This window comes from Collinsella sp. TM10-22 (assembly GCF_003466125.1).
Classification (GTDB): Bacteria; Actinomycetota; Coriobacteriia; order Coriobacteriales; family Coriobacteriaceae; genus Collinsella.
Window position 1 is genome coordinate 1 of sequence record NZ_QSOC01000012.1, and the last position, 15,118, is coordinate 15,118.

Annotated in this window: 16 protein-coding genes; 15 read left to right on the top strand and 1 reads right to left on the bottom strand. The window is 64.3% G+C overall.

The annotated features are described in order from the left end of the window. The first annotated feature begins 387 nt into the window (after positions 1-387). From hisG to hisE, 9 genes are all read left to right on the top strand, one after another. On the top strand, positions 388-2,103 hold the full coding sequence (gene hisG / locus DXD94_RS09355) for an ATP phosphoribosyltransferase (RefSeq protein WP_117763878.1): 1,716 nt from the start codon (positions 388-390) through the stop codon (positions 2,101-2,103). Positions 2,104-2,208: 105 nt separating this feature from the next. Further along, complete coding sequence (gene hisD / locus DXD94_RS09360; RefSeq protein WP_117763879.1) at positions 2,209-3,645, top strand: histidinol dehydrogenase; 1,437 nt, start codon at positions 2,209-2,211, stop codon at positions 3,643-3,645. Between the two features lies 1 nt (position 3,646). After that, positions 3,647-4,762: a histidinol-phosphate transaminase gene (gene hisC, locus DXD94_RS09365; protein WP_199568427.1), complete on the top strand. Its 1,116-nt coding sequence runs from the start codon at positions 3,647-3,649 to the stop codon at positions 4,760-4,762. Continuing rightward, positions 4,763-5,350 (top strand): imidazoleglycerol-phosphate dehydratase HisB, encoded by a 588-nt coding sequence (gene hisB, locus DXD94_RS09370; protein ID WP_117763880.1) that lies wholly within the window; start codon positions 4,763-4,765, stop codon positions 5,348-5,350. Between the two features lie 80 nt (positions 5,351-5,430). Beyond that, positions 5,431-6,126 (top strand): imidazole glycerol phosphate synthase subunit HisH, encoded by a 696-nt coding sequence (locus tag DXD94_RS09375; RefSeq protein ID WP_117735545.1) that lies wholly within the window; start codon positions 5,431-5,433, stop codon positions 6,124-6,126. Beyond that, positions 6,123-6,866 carry a HisA/HisF-related TIM barrel protein gene (locus tag DXD94_RS09380; RefSeq protein ID WP_055252390.1) on the top strand — a complete coding sequence of 248 codons (744 nt, stop codon included), beginning with the start codon at positions 6,123-6,125 and terminating at the stop codon, positions 6,864-6,866. Before DXD94_RS09375 ends, DXD94_RS09380 begins: the two co-directional genes overlap by 4 nt. A 3-nt stretch (positions 6,867-6,869) precedes the next feature. Further along, on the top strand, positions 6,870-7,652 hold the full coding sequence (gene hisF, locus DXD94_RS09385) for an imidazole glycerol phosphate synthase subunit HisF (protein WP_055252389.1): 783 nt from the start codon (positions 6,870-6,872) through the stop codon (positions 7,650-7,652). Next, positions 7,653-7,982, top strand: coding sequence for a phosphoribosyl-AMP cyclohydrolase (hisI, locus tag DXD94_RS09390; protein WP_055252388.1), 330 nt, complete (start codon positions 7,653-7,655; stop codon positions 7,980-7,982). A 46-nt stretch (positions 7,983-8,028) separates the two neighbouring features. Beyond that, complete coding sequence (hisE, locus tag DXD94_RS09395; protein WP_055252387.1) at positions 8,029-8,346, top strand: phosphoribosyl-ATP diphosphatase; 318 nt, start codon at positions 8,029-8,031, stop codon at positions 8,344-8,346. Positions 8,347-8,375: 29 nt separating this feature from the next. On the opposite strand, the gene DXD94_RS09400 is transcribed toward hisE, so the two are convergent. After that, positions 8,376-9,287, bottom strand: a complete 912-nt coding sequence (locus DXD94_RS09400) for a PHP domain-containing protein (protein ID WP_117763881.1) — start codon at positions 9,285-9,287, stop codon at positions 8,376-8,378. 301 nt (positions 9,288-9,588) lie between these two features. On the opposite strand from DXD94_RS09400, the gene larC reads away from it, so the two are divergent. The 6 genes from larC to DXD94_RS09430 all read left to right on the top strand — a co-directional run bounded on the left by larC (position 9,589) and on the right by DXD94_RS09430 (position 15,018). Then, positions 9,589-10,074 carry a nickel insertion protein gene (gene larC, locus DXD94_RS09405; RefSeq protein WP_233540360.1) on the top strand — a complete coding sequence of 162 codons (486 nt, stop codon included), beginning with the start codon at positions 9,589-9,591 and terminating at the stop codon, positions 10,072-10,074. Between the two features lie 73 nt (positions 10,075-10,147). Continuing rightward, complete coding sequence (yfcE, locus tag DXD94_RS09410) at positions 10,148-10,696, top strand: phosphodiesterase (RefSeq protein WP_117763883.1); 549 nt, start codon at positions 10,148-10,150, stop codon at positions 10,694-10,696. A gap of 2 nt (positions 10,697-10,698) precedes the next feature. Then, complete coding sequence (mazG, locus tag DXD94_RS09415; protein WP_117763884.1) at positions 10,699-11,559, top strand: nucleoside triphosphate pyrophosphohydrolase; 861 nt, start codon at positions 10,699-10,701, stop codon at positions 11,557-11,559. Between the two features lie 189 nt (positions 11,560-11,748). Further along, on the top strand, positions 11,749-13,038 hold the full coding sequence (gene eno / locus DXD94_RS09420) for a phosphopyruvate hydratase (protein ID WP_117763885.1): 1,290 nt from the start codon (positions 11,749-11,751) through the stop codon (positions 13,036-13,038). Between the two features lie 196 nt (positions 13,039-13,234). Further along, the gene (locus DXD94_RS09900) at positions 13,235-13,996 is read left to right on the top strand and encodes a septum formation initiator family protein (protein WP_233540052.1); all 762 of its coding nucleotides are present in this window, start codon (positions 13,235-13,237) and stop codon (positions 13,994-13,996) included. A 20-nt stretch (positions 13,997-14,016) separates the two neighbouring features. Next, complete coding sequence (locus DXD94_RS09430) at positions 14,017-15,018, top strand: hypothetical protein (protein WP_117763886.1); 1,002 nt, start codon at positions 14,017-14,019, stop codon at positions 15,016-15,018. Positions 15,019-15,118: the final 100 nt, after the last annotated feature.

The window sequence follows — 15,118 nt, forward strand, 5'->3', positions numbered from 1 at the left end:
ACCTCAAGTACCGCCGCTACTACCACCAGTTCGACTACTAAGAGCTGGTCGCAGGTCCGATATCTTGGCTGGTTGATATCTCAACCCTACACAAGGGCGTCCGCATTTGCGCGGGCGCCCTTTTTGCGTTGCTGTCGGCGCAGGGTGTCTTCGGCGGAAAGTTCATCCCGGGCTTGCGGCTCGGAGTGGGACGCGCTTTCCGGTTGGGCTGGGGGAATCGCCAGATTAAGCTGAGAGCTTGCCCCTATGTTTCTAAATGAATACGCTGTGAGCCGAGGGAGACGATTTTCCCCGCAAGCACTCTAGTATGCTAAAGTACCCAGAAGACCGGCGGAGCTATGCCGGTCTTCTGTTCTATGCGAAGCACAGCATGAGGAGGCTCACCAGATGACGGCCACACCGTGGGGATTCCGGGACATATTGCCCGAGGAGGCTCAGGCACGCGAGGAGATCGCATGTACGGTGAAGGGCTGCTTTAGGGAGCATCATTACCTGCCGGTTGAGACGCCGCTGCTCGAGGACAAGGGTTCGCTCGAGGAAGGTGGCCGCATTGCGGACACGCCGTTTAAGCTCTTTGACGATGATGGGCGTTTGCTGGTGGTCCGTCCCGACAACACGTTGCCGATCGTGCGCTTGGTTTCGACCCGCATGCGCGCGGCCGACCTGCCCCTGCGCCTGCGCTACGAGGCGCCGGTGGTTCGCGAGTGCCAGCGCAATGCCGGCGGCTCGCGTCAGTTTACGCAGCTGGGCTTTGAGCTCATCGGTGCGGGCGACGCCGCGGGCGATGTCGAGATTGTCTCGCTGGTAGCCGAGGCCGTGCGCGAGCTAGCGCTGCCCGATGCGCGCATTATCGCAGGTAGCGTTCGTCCGTTTAAGGAGCTGCTCGCGGCGTGTGAGGATCGCGAGCTGGCCGCCGAGGCCCTGCGTTGCGTGCATGCCAACGACTTTGTGGGTCTCGATGCCCGCGTGGCGGCAAGCGCCGAGCCCGAGGCCGTCAAGGCCGCCATTAGCGAGCTGCCGCGTCTGCACGGCGGTGCCGAGGTACTCGACCGTGTGGATGCGCTGCTGGAAGCTGCCGGTATTGCCGCGCCGCTGACGCGCGAGCTGCGCGCCCTGGTCGAGGGCCTGGCTCCCGAGGACGCCCAGGTGCTGTCGTTCGACTTCTCCATCATGAACTCTTTTTATTACTACACGGGCCTGGTCTTTAAGGCCTATGCCGGTGGCCTGCCCGATCCGGTGGGTTCGGGCGGTCGCTACGACTCCATCTTTACCGGCGCGTTCGGCGATGGCATCGAGGTACCGGCGGCGGGATTTGCCTTTTCGCTCGAGCGTCTGGAGGCCGCGCACACTTCGACTGAGGACGCCGCTTCCGACGGCGACCACGCCGCGGGCCGTGGTGCCGAGGGTCCGCTGCGCATCGCCGTTCCCAAGGGCTCGCTTAAGGCCGACACGCTCGACGTGCTCGAGGCCGCGGGCCTGGACGTCTCCGAGCTGCGCGACCCCGGCCGTCACCTGATCGTGCGCGGTCGCGATACGCGTGCCGGCGAGGGCGCGGTCGGCGATATCGAGTTTGTCATCGTACGACCCAGCGACGCGCCCGCCTTTGTGGGCTGCGGCGGTGCCGACTGCGGCATCTGCGGGTGGGACTCGCTCATCGAGGCCGACCTCAACCTGCTGCAGCTGGTCGATTTGGGTTACGGCCTGTGCACCTTTATTGAGGCTGAGCCCGCTTGGCGCGCCGGTCAGGCCGAGCGCAACTATGCCCGCCGCGGTTCGCTTCGCGTGGCAACCAAGTACCCGCGCATCGCGAGTGCCTGGTATGCCGAGCGCGGCGTGAACGCCGACATTGTTTCGCTGCACGGCAACATCGAGCTGGGACCCATCGTCGGTATGACCGATCGCATCGTGGATATCACCGCCACGGGCGCCACGCTGCGCGACAACGACCTGGTCATCACCGGCCGCATTATGGACTGCACGGCCCGCTTCTTCGTCAACCCGGGTGCCGCGCGCCTGGATCCGCGCGTTCGCAACCTGGCCGATCGCCTGGCGGTTGCCGTGAAGGACAAGCATTTTGAGCCCGTCGCGGGCTCGGCACAATAGCGCGAGCGCGCACGGGCGCCCCCATATCCGGACTGCGGGCCGATTGGTGCCGCTGCCCGGCATCTCGTTTTCCAAACGCAACCTCGACCGATAGGGGATACCGATATGAAGACCATCAAGCTTGCTCCCGGTGAGCGCCTCGTTACCAACCAGCTCAACCGCAAGGGTGTGCTGCCGCAAAACATCGTCGACGCCGCCCGCGATATCGTGGCCAACGTGCGTGTCAACGGCGATGCTGCGGTGCGCGATTACTGCCAGCGTTTTGACGGTGTCGAGCTGCAAAGCTTTCGTCTGCCGCAAGAGCAGATCGATGCTGCGCTCGAAGGCCTCGACCCGGCCTTTGTCGCCGCGCTCGAGAAGGCTGCGCGCCAGATCCGTGAGTTTCACCAGCGCGAGGTCGAGCAGAGCTGGTTTACCACGCGCCCGGACGGCACGATGCTCGGCGTTAAGGTGACCCCGCTTGCCGCGGCCGGCATCTACGTGCCGGGCGGTCGCGCGCAGTATCCCTCCACCGTGCTCATGAACGCTATCCCTGCCAAGGTGGCCGGCGTCAAGCGCGTGGTCATGGTGACGCCGCCACAAAAGGACGGCCTGATCAGCCCCTATACGCTCGCCGCGGCCAAGCTCGGCGGCGTGGACGAGATCTATATGGTGGGCGGCGCCCAGGCCGTGGCCGCGCTGGCGTACGGTACCGAGACCATTCCGCGCGTCGACAAGATCACCGGCCCGGGCAACGCCTTTGTCGCCGCGGCCAAGCAGATTGTCTCGGGCGACGTGGGCATCGACATGGTCGCCGGCCCCTCCGAGGTCTGCGTGCTGGCCGATGCCACGGCCAAGCCCATGGTGGTCGCGGCCGACCTGATGGCCCAGGCCGAGCACGATCCGCTTGCCGCCTGCTATCTGGTGACCTGCGACGAGCAGTTTGCGCGCGAGGTCGAGGCGGGTATCGACATTCTAGTGGCGCAGTCGCCGCGTGCCGAGATTACGCGCGCCTCGCTCGACAACGAGGGCACCATCGTGGTGGCCGCCGATATGGCTGCCGCCGTCGAGGCCGTGAACACCGTGGCGCCCGAGCACCTGGAGCTGCACTGCAAGGATGCAATGGGCCTGCTTGGCGGCATTCGCAACGCCGGCGCCATCTTTGTGGGCGCTTGGAGCTCCGAGCCGCTCGGCGATTACGTTGCCGGCCCCAACCACACGCTGCCGACCGGCGGCACGGCCATGTTCTCCAACCCGCTTTCGGTGGAGGAGTTCGTTAAGCGCTCAAGCGTTATCTGCTATACGCCCGAGGGCCTGCTCTCCGACGCTCCCGCTACGCAGCGTTTGGCCGAGGCCGAGGGCCTGTGGGCGCACGCGCTTTCTGCCGCCCTGCGTCGTCGCGTGCTGGAACAGGGCGAGGATTCCGTGAGCGCCGAGTCGCTGGCGGCGGCCGACCTGACCAAGGTTGCCTGGCCGGGCGACGCCGCGGCGACGGTCGCCGAGGGTGTGGACTTGGCGGCTGCGGGCGCGGATGGCGCTAACGCGACCGGCGGGGAGGCCTAATATGGCCGAGCTGACGCCTCGCATGAAGGAACTCGTCCAGCCCTACTTGGCCGGCATTGAGCCCTACGATCCCAACTTTACGCCCACGCGCATCAACCTTTCGGCCAACGAGAACACCTATCCCGTGCCGGCCGGCGTGCGCGAGGCGGTCGACGCGGCCCTTTCCGCCACGCCGCTCAACCGCTATCCCGACCCCATGTCCAACGACCTGCGCGACGAGCTTGCCGCTTGGCATGGCGTGGCACGCGAGAACATCTGCGTGGGCAACGGCGGCGACGAGCTGCTCTATAACTACCTGCTGGCGTTTGGCGGCGCGGGGCGGACCCTGCTCAACTGCCCGCCATGCTTTAGCGAGTATGCGTTCTTTGCGTCGCTCTGCCAGACCGAGGTGAGCGACGTGTGGCGCGATCCGGTGACCTTTGAGCTCGACCAGGCTGCCGTGCTTGCGGCAGCGCCCGAGTGCAACCTGGCGATTGTGACCTCGCCCAACAATCCCACGGGCGACGTGGCGCCGCTCGACTTTATCGCGGCTCTGTGCGATGCGTGTCCCGGCATGGTGATGGTCGACGAGGCCTACGTGGAGTTTGCTGACGATTCGTTTGGCGCGGCCACCACGGCGCAAGGGCTTATCGCCGAGCATTCCAACCTGGTGATTCTGCATACGCTGTCCAAGGCGTTCGGCGCCGCCGGCACGCGTCTGGGCTATGTGATTGCGTCACCCGAGGTTATTGACGTGTTCGCGGCGATTCGCCAGATCTATTCAGTCAGCGTGCTGAGCCAGGCCGCGGCGCTTGCCTGCGTGCGTGCCCGCGATGCGTACGCGCCCGTGGTGGCACAGGTTGTATCCGATCGCGAGCGCGAGCTGTGCGCCCTGCGCGCAATGGCTGCCGAGGGCCTGCCCGTGGAGGCGTGGCCGAGCGCGGCGAACTTTGTGCTCGTGCGCACGCCGCACGCCACACGCGTGCGCGAGCGCCTGCGCGACGAGTATTCAATTTTGGTGCGCGACTTTAGCTACGCGCCGGGGCTTGCGGACTGTCTGCGCATTACCGTGGGTACCCCGCAGGAAAACGACGAGGTGCTGGCAGCGTTTGCCGCGCTGGTGAAGGAGGAGATGTAGATGGGCCGTTATGTCGAGGTGACCCGCAAGACGGGCGAGACCGACATTGTCGTTAGGCTCGATCTGGACGGATCCGGCGTGTGCGATATCTCGACCGGCGTGCCGTTTTTCGACCACATGCTCAACGCCCTTGGCCGCCATGGCCTGTTCGATCTGACGGTACATGCGATGGGCGATGTGGAGGTCGACGCGCACCACACCGTCGAGGACACGGGCATTGTGCTGGGCGAGGCGTTTTGCCAGGCACTGGGTGACAAGGCGGGCATTACGCGCTTTGCCGATGCGGCGATTGCCATGGACGAGACGCTCGTGATGGCCGCCGTTGATATCTCGGGTCGCGGGCAGGCCTATTGCGATCTACCCGTGCCGACCGAGCGCGTGGGCACCTTTGATACCGAGCTGGCCGTCGAGTTCTTCTACGCTTTTGCGCGCGACGCCAAACTCACGCTGCACGTGCGCGAGCTGGCGGGCGGCAACTCGCACCACATTATCGAGGCCGCCTTTAAGGCCGTGGGACGCACGATGCGCCACGCCTGCGAGCTTGATCCCCGCGTGCAAGGAATCCCCAGCACCAAGGGCTCACTGTAACCGCCACAAGGGTAAAAACCACCACAAAGGGGACAGGCACCTTCGTGGTGGTTTTGGATGATGGGAAAAGGGAGGGTCGCGTGGGCGAACCGAAGATCGTGGTGGTCGACTACCACAAAGGGAACTTGTCGAGCGTCGTGCGCGGGCTTGCGCGCGCCGGTGCCGCTGCCTGCACGTCGGATGATCCGGAACAGATCCGCAAGGCCGATGGCCTGGTCATCCCGGGCGTGGGCGCGTTCTATGACGCGATCGCCTTTATGCGCCAGAGCGGCGAGGAGGCGGCCGTGCTTGACGCCGTTGCCGCCGGAACTCCTCTGCTCGGCATCTGCCTGGGCCTTCAGCTGTTTTTTGAACGCGGCGACGAGGGCGTGCCGGCGGACGAGGGCGCGGACGACGATGCCTCCGAGCAGGCCGGCGGTCCCTGGGTCGATGGCCTGGGCATTATGCGCGGCTCGTGCACGCGCTTGGAATCGAGTCGCCTGAAGGTGCCGCACGTGGGCTGGGACCAGGTGCACATGACGCCCGCCGGCGCGGCCGATCCATTGCTCGCCGGTTTTGCCGAGGGCGCCAACATGTACTTCACCCACAGCTATGCGGTGGCCGACGATGTCGATGCCGCCGATGTTCTGGCGCGCACGCACTACACGCGGAGCTTCCCGTGCATCGTGCGCCACGGCAACGTGTGGGGCTGCCAGTTCCATCCCGAGAAATCCTCCGCGCTGGGACAGCGCATCCTTAAGAACTTCGTCAACATCGTCGAGGAGGCCGGCCGATGATTCTGTTTCCCGCAATCGATTTGATCGGCGGCAAGGTCGTGCGCCTGGAGCGCGGCGACCGGAGCCGCTGCAAGGTATATTCCGACGACCCCGTGGCCGTTGCCCGCTCCTTTGCCGAGCAGGGTGCGAACTGGGTGCATGTCGTCGACCTGTCCGCTGCCTTTGGCGAGGATGAGGACGCATGCGCTGCCAACTCGACGGCGATCAAGGCTATCTGCGGCGTCGACGGTCTGTCCGTGGACGTGGGCGGCGGCGTCCGCTCGCTCGCACGCATCGACGAGCTGGCCGGCTATGGCGCGCGCCGTATTGCGCTGGGGACCGTGCTGGTGACCGAGCCGGGTTTTGCCGAGGTGGCAGCGCGCGGCTTTGGCGAGCTGCTGGTGGCAGACATCGCCGCCCGTGACGGCCAGGTCAAGGTGAACGGCTGGCGCGATGGCGCGGGCGTGGCGCTCGATGATGCGGTGGCGCAGCTTTCCGAGCTGGGCTTTAAGCATTTGGTGTACACCGACATCGCGCGCGATGGCATGCAGACGGGCATCGACGTGGCGGCGTATCGCCATGTGGCCGAGGTCGCGGGTTTTCCCGTCGTGGCTTCGGGTGGCATCTCGACACTCGACGATATCTGCGCGCTTGCCGCGGTGGGTGAGGATGCTATTGAGGGTGCGATCACCGGTCGCGCGCTCTACGAGGGCAACTTTACGCTGGCACAGGCGCTGGCCGCCGCCCGAGGGGAGGAGTAGCCCATGCTTACCAAGCGTGTGATTCCCTGTCTGGACGTTAAGGACGGCCGCGTGGTCAAGGGCGTCAACTTTGTGAGCCTGCGCGATGCGGGCGATCCGGTGGAGCTGGCGCGCGCCTACGACCGCGAGGGCGCGGACGAAGTCGTGTTCCTGGACATCACTGCGACGAGCGACAACCGTGCGACGACCATTGAGATGGCGGCGCATGCGGCCGAGGAGTTGGCCATTCCCTATACCGTGGGCGGCGGTTTTCGTGACCTGGCGGGCATGCGAACCATGGTGGCTGCCGGTGCCGATAAGGTGTCGCTCAACTCTGCTGCCGTGCGCGATCCGTCGCTGGTCAGCCAAGCTGCCGCTGCATTTGGCAGCCAGGCCGTGGTCGTGGCGATCGATGCCAAGCGTGTTGGTTTGCCCGGTGAGCCGGGAGCCGACAAGTGGGAGGTCTTTACCGCGGGCGGCCGTAACGCCACGGGTATCGATGCGGTGGCGTGGGCCGAGGAAGCGGCTCGTCGCGGCGCCGGTGAGATCTTGCTCACCAGCATGGATCGCGACGGCACCAAGGCTGGCTTCGACCTGGCACTCACCCGCGCCGTGGCGCGTGCGGTGCCGATCCCGGTGATCGCAAGCGGCGGCGTGGGCACGCTCGAGCATTTTGCCGAGGGCGTGATCGAGGGCGAAGCCGATGCCGTGCTGGCAGCAAGTGTCTTTCACTTTGGGACCTTCAGCATTCGCGAAGTCAAAGAATACATGGCCAGCCAGGGAATACCTGTGAGATTGGACTTCTAAATGGAGCAAGTGACAACCGCGGCAGAGCTCAAATACGACGACCGTGGGCTGATTCCTTGTGTGGTTCAGCAGTATGACACCGGTGAGGTGCTTATGGTTGCTTGGATGAACGAGGAATCGGTGGGGCTGACGCTCAAGACCGGTACCACGTGGTTTTGGAGCCGCAGCCGCCAGGAGCTCTGGAACAAGGGCGCGACGAGCGGCAATATGCAGGAGGTCAAGGAGCTCTGGGCCGACTGCGATAGCGATACGCTGCTGGTCAAGGTCGACTCGCCGGGTCCGGCCTGCCATACCGGCAACCGTACCTGCTTCTTTAGAAAACTCGCGTAGGGCGGGCGCTCGACCAGGCGCTTGGCCAACCAGAAAGGATTGAACCATGGGTGTGCGCACCGCGAATGTTCAGGATGGAAATATCGGTGAGACGCTGACGGGGCTCGCCGGGGTGATTCACGGCCGTCGCGACGCATCGCCGCAGGAGAGCTATACCGCTCGCCTGCTGACCGATGTCGAGGACGAGCTGCTCAAGAAGCTTGCCGAGGAGGCGAGCGAGGTCATCATGGCCTGCAAGGATAACGATCACGACCACATCCGCTACGAGGCCGGCGACCTGATCTACCACCTGCTCGTGACGCTCGAGCGCTACGGCATCACCCTCGATGAGCTGGCCGGCGAACTCAACGCCCGCCGTCAATAGTTGTTTAAGAACGTCCCTAACGACTAGTCTTAGGCGAGGGGCGTGGGTTCCCATTCGCCGGTGGCGTGGGGGATATCGAAGGTTCGGTAGCCGCAGTCGTAGGCGTGGGCCTGAGCCTCGCGGATGTTCCAGCAGATGTCGCAGGCGCGGTGTGCGTCCGAGCCAAAAGTAATCGGCACCTCGGCGTGGGCAAAGCAACGCAGCAATCCGGTCGCGGGATAGTAGTCGTCCAAGCCCTTGCGCGGCGCGGCGGTAGAAACCTCAACGCGGCGGCCCGTGTCGTGGGCGCACTCGGCCATCTGCTCCCAAAAGGGCATGGGGTTAAAGTCGGGCGCAAAGCCCTCTTTCGAAAAACGCATGACTAGGTCGGGATGGGCCATCACGTCAAAGTTGAGCGAGCTCTCGCAGGCGCGGCACCAGTCGTCGACATAGCGCTCCCATACGCCGCGCACGCCTAAGTTTTCCCAAACATGCAGGTTGGTATCGTCGTCAATCCAGCCGCAGAGCGAATCGGGCGTGTCGGGGCGAGCGACGTCCTCTGTCCCCGCCGTGCCTGCGGCGCCTGCCGCAATATCGCCTGGGTTGCCAATCCAATGCACGCTACCCAGGCGTACGATGGCGCCCTGGGACCAGCTCTCAACCAAAGGCTCGCAACCTTGGTACCAATCGCATTCAAAGCCATAGATAAGCTCGAGTTCGGGTGCGATCTGCGCGGCAAGCTTGTGAGCGTCCTCAAAAGCCAGGCGGTGCACCGGCAAGTCGCCCTCGACGACCTGCACCTCGCAGTTAGCATCCATGCTGGCAGGCAGGGTGAGGTGGTCGGTCGAGACCATGACGCGGCATCCGGCAGCGGTGGCGGCGCGGACGTTGTCCTCAAACGAGGCATGGCCGTCCGAAAACGAAGTATGGGTGTGGCAATCGACCAGCGGGCATGCGGGCATGGCGACTCCTTTGCATTTGGCGAATCCGCTCCATTGTAATGGCGCAACTCTCAAAACGCCGGGCACGTCGGGGGTCGAAATCGATTGGAAAGGCTGCGCGGCGCGCGGTGCGGCCTCGCTTGCGCTCTCAAAACGTGTACGTCAGCCTCCAAAACCGACAAAAAATGGCATGTTTGGAGGCTGACGTACACGTTTGGATAGGGGCGAGGGCGGCGATGGACGAAAGTCACGTCTGCGCCACGTCCGATGTGCTAGCGTTTGGATGAACAAAACGAGCCCGTGTGGAAAGGACCCGGACCGTATGCAATGCGATAGCAAATCACCGCTGTCCCGCGAGACCGATGCGCCCGAAACCATCGTCAATCTGGAATGCGACATCGACGACGCGTCGCCCGAGGTACTCGCCTACGCCGCCGATCGCCTGCGCGAGGCGGGTGCGCGCGAGGTACACTGGCTGCCCCTCTATTGCAAAAAAGGCCGCCCCGGCTGGCAGCTGCAGGTGATCTGCTCGCATGAGGATATCGAACGCCTGCAGACGATTATCTTTTTGGAAACCACGACCAACGGCATTCGTCGCCAGGTCATGGAGCGTGTTTGCTTGCCACGTCGTTTTGAGCAGGTGGCGACGCCTTGGGGCGAGGTAGCCGTCAAGGTGGCCACCCTGCCCGACGGCAGTGAGCGTGCGGCGCCCGAGCACGAGGACTGCGCCCGTCTCGCCCGCGAACATGGCGTGCCGCTCCAACGCGTGATGCAGGCGGCTCAGAGCGCGGCGCTTCGATTTGAGTAACGCGGTAGAGGGGCTCCACATCCGCTGGACTTCGTATTCAGCCCCCATCAACCCCACACCGAAAGGACTCCCCATGAAATACCTCATCGCCTCCGACATCCATGGCTCGGCATACTGGGCCGAGCGCCTCTGCACCGCCATCGAATCCGAGGAGCCCGACCGCATCGTGCTGCTGGGCGACCTGCTCTACCACGGTCCGCGCAACGACCTGCCGCGCGACTACGCCCCCAAGCGCGTGATTCCGCTGCTCAACGCCCTGGCCGACCGCATCATCGCGGTGCGCGGCAACTGCGACGCCGAGGTCGACCAGATGGTGCTCGACTTCCCCGTCATGGCGGACTACGCCACGCTGTTCGACGAAGCCGGCCGCGAGCTGTTCCTGACACACGGCCACGTCTTTGGCGCCGGCATGCACAACAGCGTCGACCACGCGCCCGCGTTGCCCGAGGGCTCCGCGCTCGTCTACGGTCACACACACATCAAGGTTAACGAGGAGAGCGCCGCGCATCCGGGCCTGTGGGTCTTCAACCCCGGCAGCGTGAGCATCCCCAAGGACGGCACACACAGCTACGGCATCTACGAGGGCGGCGCGTTCCGCCACGTGATCATGGAGGAGGATTAACCATGGCACAGCACACGGCTCAGCAAAATGCCGAGGGCTCGCGCGACCTGTCCACGCTGGTCGACGCGTCGGCCGAGCTGCAGCATCTGGTGCAGACCATCTGGCGCCTACGCCAGCCCGACGGCTGTCCGTGGGACCGCGAGCAGACGCACCGCAGCATTGGCAAGAACATGATCGAGGAGGCCTATGAGGCGCTCGACTGCATCGAGGCCGACGATGCCACGCATCTGTGCGAGGAGCTGGGCGACGTACTCATGCAGGTAGTGCTGCATGCGCAGATTGCGGCGGACGCCGGCGAGTTTACGCTGGCCGATGTGGCACGCGATATCGACGCCAAGCTCATTCGCCGCCACCCGCACGTGTTTGGCGATGCGGATGCTGACAACTCCGATGAGGTGCTCAAGATTTGGGACGAGGTCAAGCTTGCCGAGAAGGCTGCCAAGGACAAGGCTGTGGCGGCGAGCGAGGCTGCGCCCGAAGGCCTGCTCGACGGCGTGCCCACGCACCTGCCGGCGCTGATGCAAGCTCAGAAGGTGTCGCGTAAGGCGGCTGCCGTGGGCTTTGAATGGGAGACGGTCCAGGATGTGTGGGACGAGGTAGCCGAGGAGCGTGCCGAGTTTGAGGCCGAGGCTCCCGGCTCGCCCGAGCGCGAGATGGAGTTTGGCGACCTGCTCTTTGCTCTAGTCAACGTTGCGCGCAAAGAGGGGATTGACGCCGAGAGTGCCCTGCGCGCGAGCACGGCCAAGTTCCGCCGCCGCTGGGCTGCGATGGAGCAGATGGCGGCTGACGCCCACGTGGATCTTGCCGAGCTTTCGACCCACGGCCTTAACGACCTGTGGGATGCCGCAAAGGCGGAGGAGTAAGACTGCGGGAACGACGGGCTGACACGCCTCATCGTTCCCGCTAAATTTTTCGAAAATCAAGTGTATCCCTCGGCTAACTTAGGGCATAATGCAAAAAGTGCGACATGGCTAACTTACGGAGGCGCACCGACGGTGCACGGTCAGCCGGTCGCTTGCATCCACTATGTTTCCAAGTGAGAGGGAGACAACATGAGCGATATTTTGGACGTCTACGGTCGCGAGGTGCTCGACAGCCGCGGCAATCCCACTGTCGAGGTCGAGGTCGTGCTCGAGGACGGTAGCTTTGGCCGCGCAATGGTGCCTTCGGGCGCTTCGACCGGTGCCTTTGAGGCCTGCGAGCTGCGCGATGGCGACAAGGGTCGCTACCTGGGCAAGGGCGTTTCGCAGGCCGTCGAGCATGTCAACAAGGAGTGCGCCGACGCCGTCGTGGGCCTCGACGCCTTCGACCAGCGCGCCGTCGATGCCGCGCTGATTGCCGCGGACGGTACCCCCAACAAGACCAATCTCGGCGCCAACGCCATTCTGGGTGTGTCGCTGGCCGTTGCCCGCGCCGCTGCCGAGTCGGCGGGCCTGTCGCTGTATCAGTACCTGGGCGGCGTCAACGCCCACCTGCTGCCCACGCCCATGATGAACATCCTCAACGGCGGCGTGCATGCCGACAATAACGTCGACTTCCAGGAGTTCATGATCATGCCGGTGGGCGCCCCGAGCTTTGCCGAGGGCCTGCGTTGGTGCGCCGAGGTCTACCACACCCTCAAGGGCGTGCTGCACGAGGCCGGCCTGGGCGGCGGCGTGGGCGACGAGGGCGGCTTTGCGCCCAACCTCAAGACCAACGCCGAGCCGTTCGAGTACATTACCAAGGCCGTCGAGAAGGCTGGCTTTAAGCCCGGCGTCGACTTCATGTACGCCATGGACCCGGCTTCGACCGAGTTCTACAACGCCGAGACTGGCATGTACGAGCTCAAGGGCGAGGGCGTGGAGTACACGAGTGCCCAGATGGTCGATTACTGGGAGAAGCTCGTCGACACCTATCCCATCATCTCCATCGAGGACGGTATGGCCGAGGAGGACTGGGACGGTTGGGTCGAGCTGACCCGTCGCACTGGCAACAAGGTGCAGCTGGTGGGCGACGACCTGTTCGTCACCAACACCGAGCGCCTCAAGAAGGGCATCGAGCTGGGTGCCGCCAACGCGATCCTAGTCAAGGTTAACCAGATCGGTACGCTCACCGAGTCGCTCGAGGCCATCGAGACCGCCAAGGAGGCCGGTTACGCTTGCATCGTGAGCCACCGCTCCGGCGAGACCGAGGATTCCACGATCGCCGACCTGGTCGTGGGCATCAACGCCGGCCAGATCAAGTCGGGCGCCCCGTGCCGCAGCGACCGTATCGCCAAGTACAACCAGCTCATCCGCATCGAGGACGAGCTCGAGGGCAGCGCGCGCTACGCCGGCAAGGCCGCGTTCTACAACATTCGCTAGATAGACGAGCCTGGTGGGGAGGGGATGGACTCGGCTTCGCCCCGCCCCAGCTAGACGCTACAGAGTTCTGTCGGGCGCTGGGCCATACGGCTCAGCGCCTTTTTTATGTCGAGCAAAGGCTGCCGAAGGTGGTGCACGCGCTCGTGCTATAACTAGAATACTTAGCGCAAACAAACCTCAACCGCACAAGGCGCACATGGATCAGATTTACGACAACAGGTACTATTCCGCCGGTTCGCGTGAGCCGTCGCCTCGCCGTGCGCGCACGGTGCAGCTCGGTGGGTCCGCCTACGCCGGCGCCGACCGCTCCACGCAGCGCCCGACAAGTACCTCGCGCCCCAATGCTCATGTGAATACTTCGGCAGATGGACCGGTGCGCCCGGCACGTTCGACACATGCGTCGCGTCCCTCGGCCCAGACGCACGACAGGTCGAGCAGGCCTTCGAGCCGTCTTTCGGGCTCGGACTTTATGCGCTACGCCAACGACAATGCGGTGGTCAAGGCGATCTATGACTTTACGCATGGCTCTCTGCGTCCGCTGTTTATCGGTATCGTGGTGGCGCTGGCGCTCGTGAGCCTGTATTTTCCCGTACGCGACCTGTACGTGGCAAAACGCTCGAGCGACATCTTGGCCAAGCAGGTCGAGATTCGCCAGCAATACAATGATGAGCTGCAAAAAAGCGTCGACAAACTGCTCTCGGAGGAGGGTATCAAGGACGCGGCGTCCGAGGACCTGGGCCTGGTGATGCCCGGCGAGAAGAAGATTGACGTGCTAGGCTTGGACGACGATTCGGACTCGTCGTCGAGCAAAAAGTCCTCAAACGCCAAGAAGGCCAGCGAAGTGGCCAAGGAAATCGAAGAAGTCGGCAAGGACGCGCCGTGGTACATCCAGGCGCTCGACATGCTGTTTGGGTTTAACGGCGTCGAGGGCCAGACGGTCGTGTCCAACGGCAAATAGCGCCCGGAGGGGAGCCCGCAATGACAAATTGCAAACGCTATAAGGTGGCCGCGATCGACCTGGGAACGGTGTCGTCGCGACTGGTGTTGGCCCAGGTCGAGGGCGGAGCGATTGTGGAATCGTCCAAGCATACCGAGATTACCGACCTGGGCGAGGGCGTGGACGCGACGGGGCGCTTCTACGAGGCGGCTGTCGAGCGTGTGCTCGCTGCGTGCCGCATGTTTGTGGACGAGGCCCGTGCCTTTGGGGCCGTGTGCGTCTGCACCACGTGCACGAGTGCCGCGCGCGATGCGTCCAATGCCGCGCTGCTGCTGGACGGCCTGCGCGAGTTGGGGCTCAAACCACAGGTGATTCCGGGCGAGGTCGAGGCGCGCCTGACGTTTTTTGGCGTGGCGCACGACTTTGCCGGCGAGCGCATCATCGTCGCGGATTCGGGCGGCGGGTCCACGGAACTCGCGACGGGCGTATACGCTCCGGAGCGCGGCGTCTTTGCGCTGGAGGGAACGCGCTCGCTGGACATCGGTTGCCGTCGCGTGACGGAGCGCTTTTTCTCTGCGTTGCCGCCCGCGGATGGCGAGCTTGCTGCCGCTGCCGCGTGGGCAGGCGAGCAGTTCGCCGCCTATTTTGAGGGCCTGCCTGTCGACTTTGAGCGCGCCGAACGCTTAGTCGCGGTGGGCGGCACGGTGACTACGCTGGTGGCTCTGGTCCACGAGCTGGAACCGTACGATTCGAGCTTTGTGCACCTACGCGAGCTGTCGCTGGAGCAGGTCTCGGCCGCTATCGAGCGCATGTCTGTGTTGGACGCGGAAGGCATCGCCGCGCTACCGGGTGTACAGCCCAAACGCGCGGGCGTGATCTTGGCCGGCGCCGTGGTGATTCGCGAGCTCATGCGCGCTGGTGGCTACGAGACGCTCACCGTAAGCGAGAACAGCCTCCTCGCCGGCATGGCAGCAACCATCAACGAGACTCTCGACGGAGCGACCCCCACCATCGCCTGGACCCCCACTCTCAGCACACTCTAAAAGTAGTCTTTTTGGGACGGGGCTTTTTTAGCTACATGGTCCGCCCGAGCCTTTCCGTGAATGAGTTTTCTGGGACGGGGATTAAAAAAGGCTCTGTTAG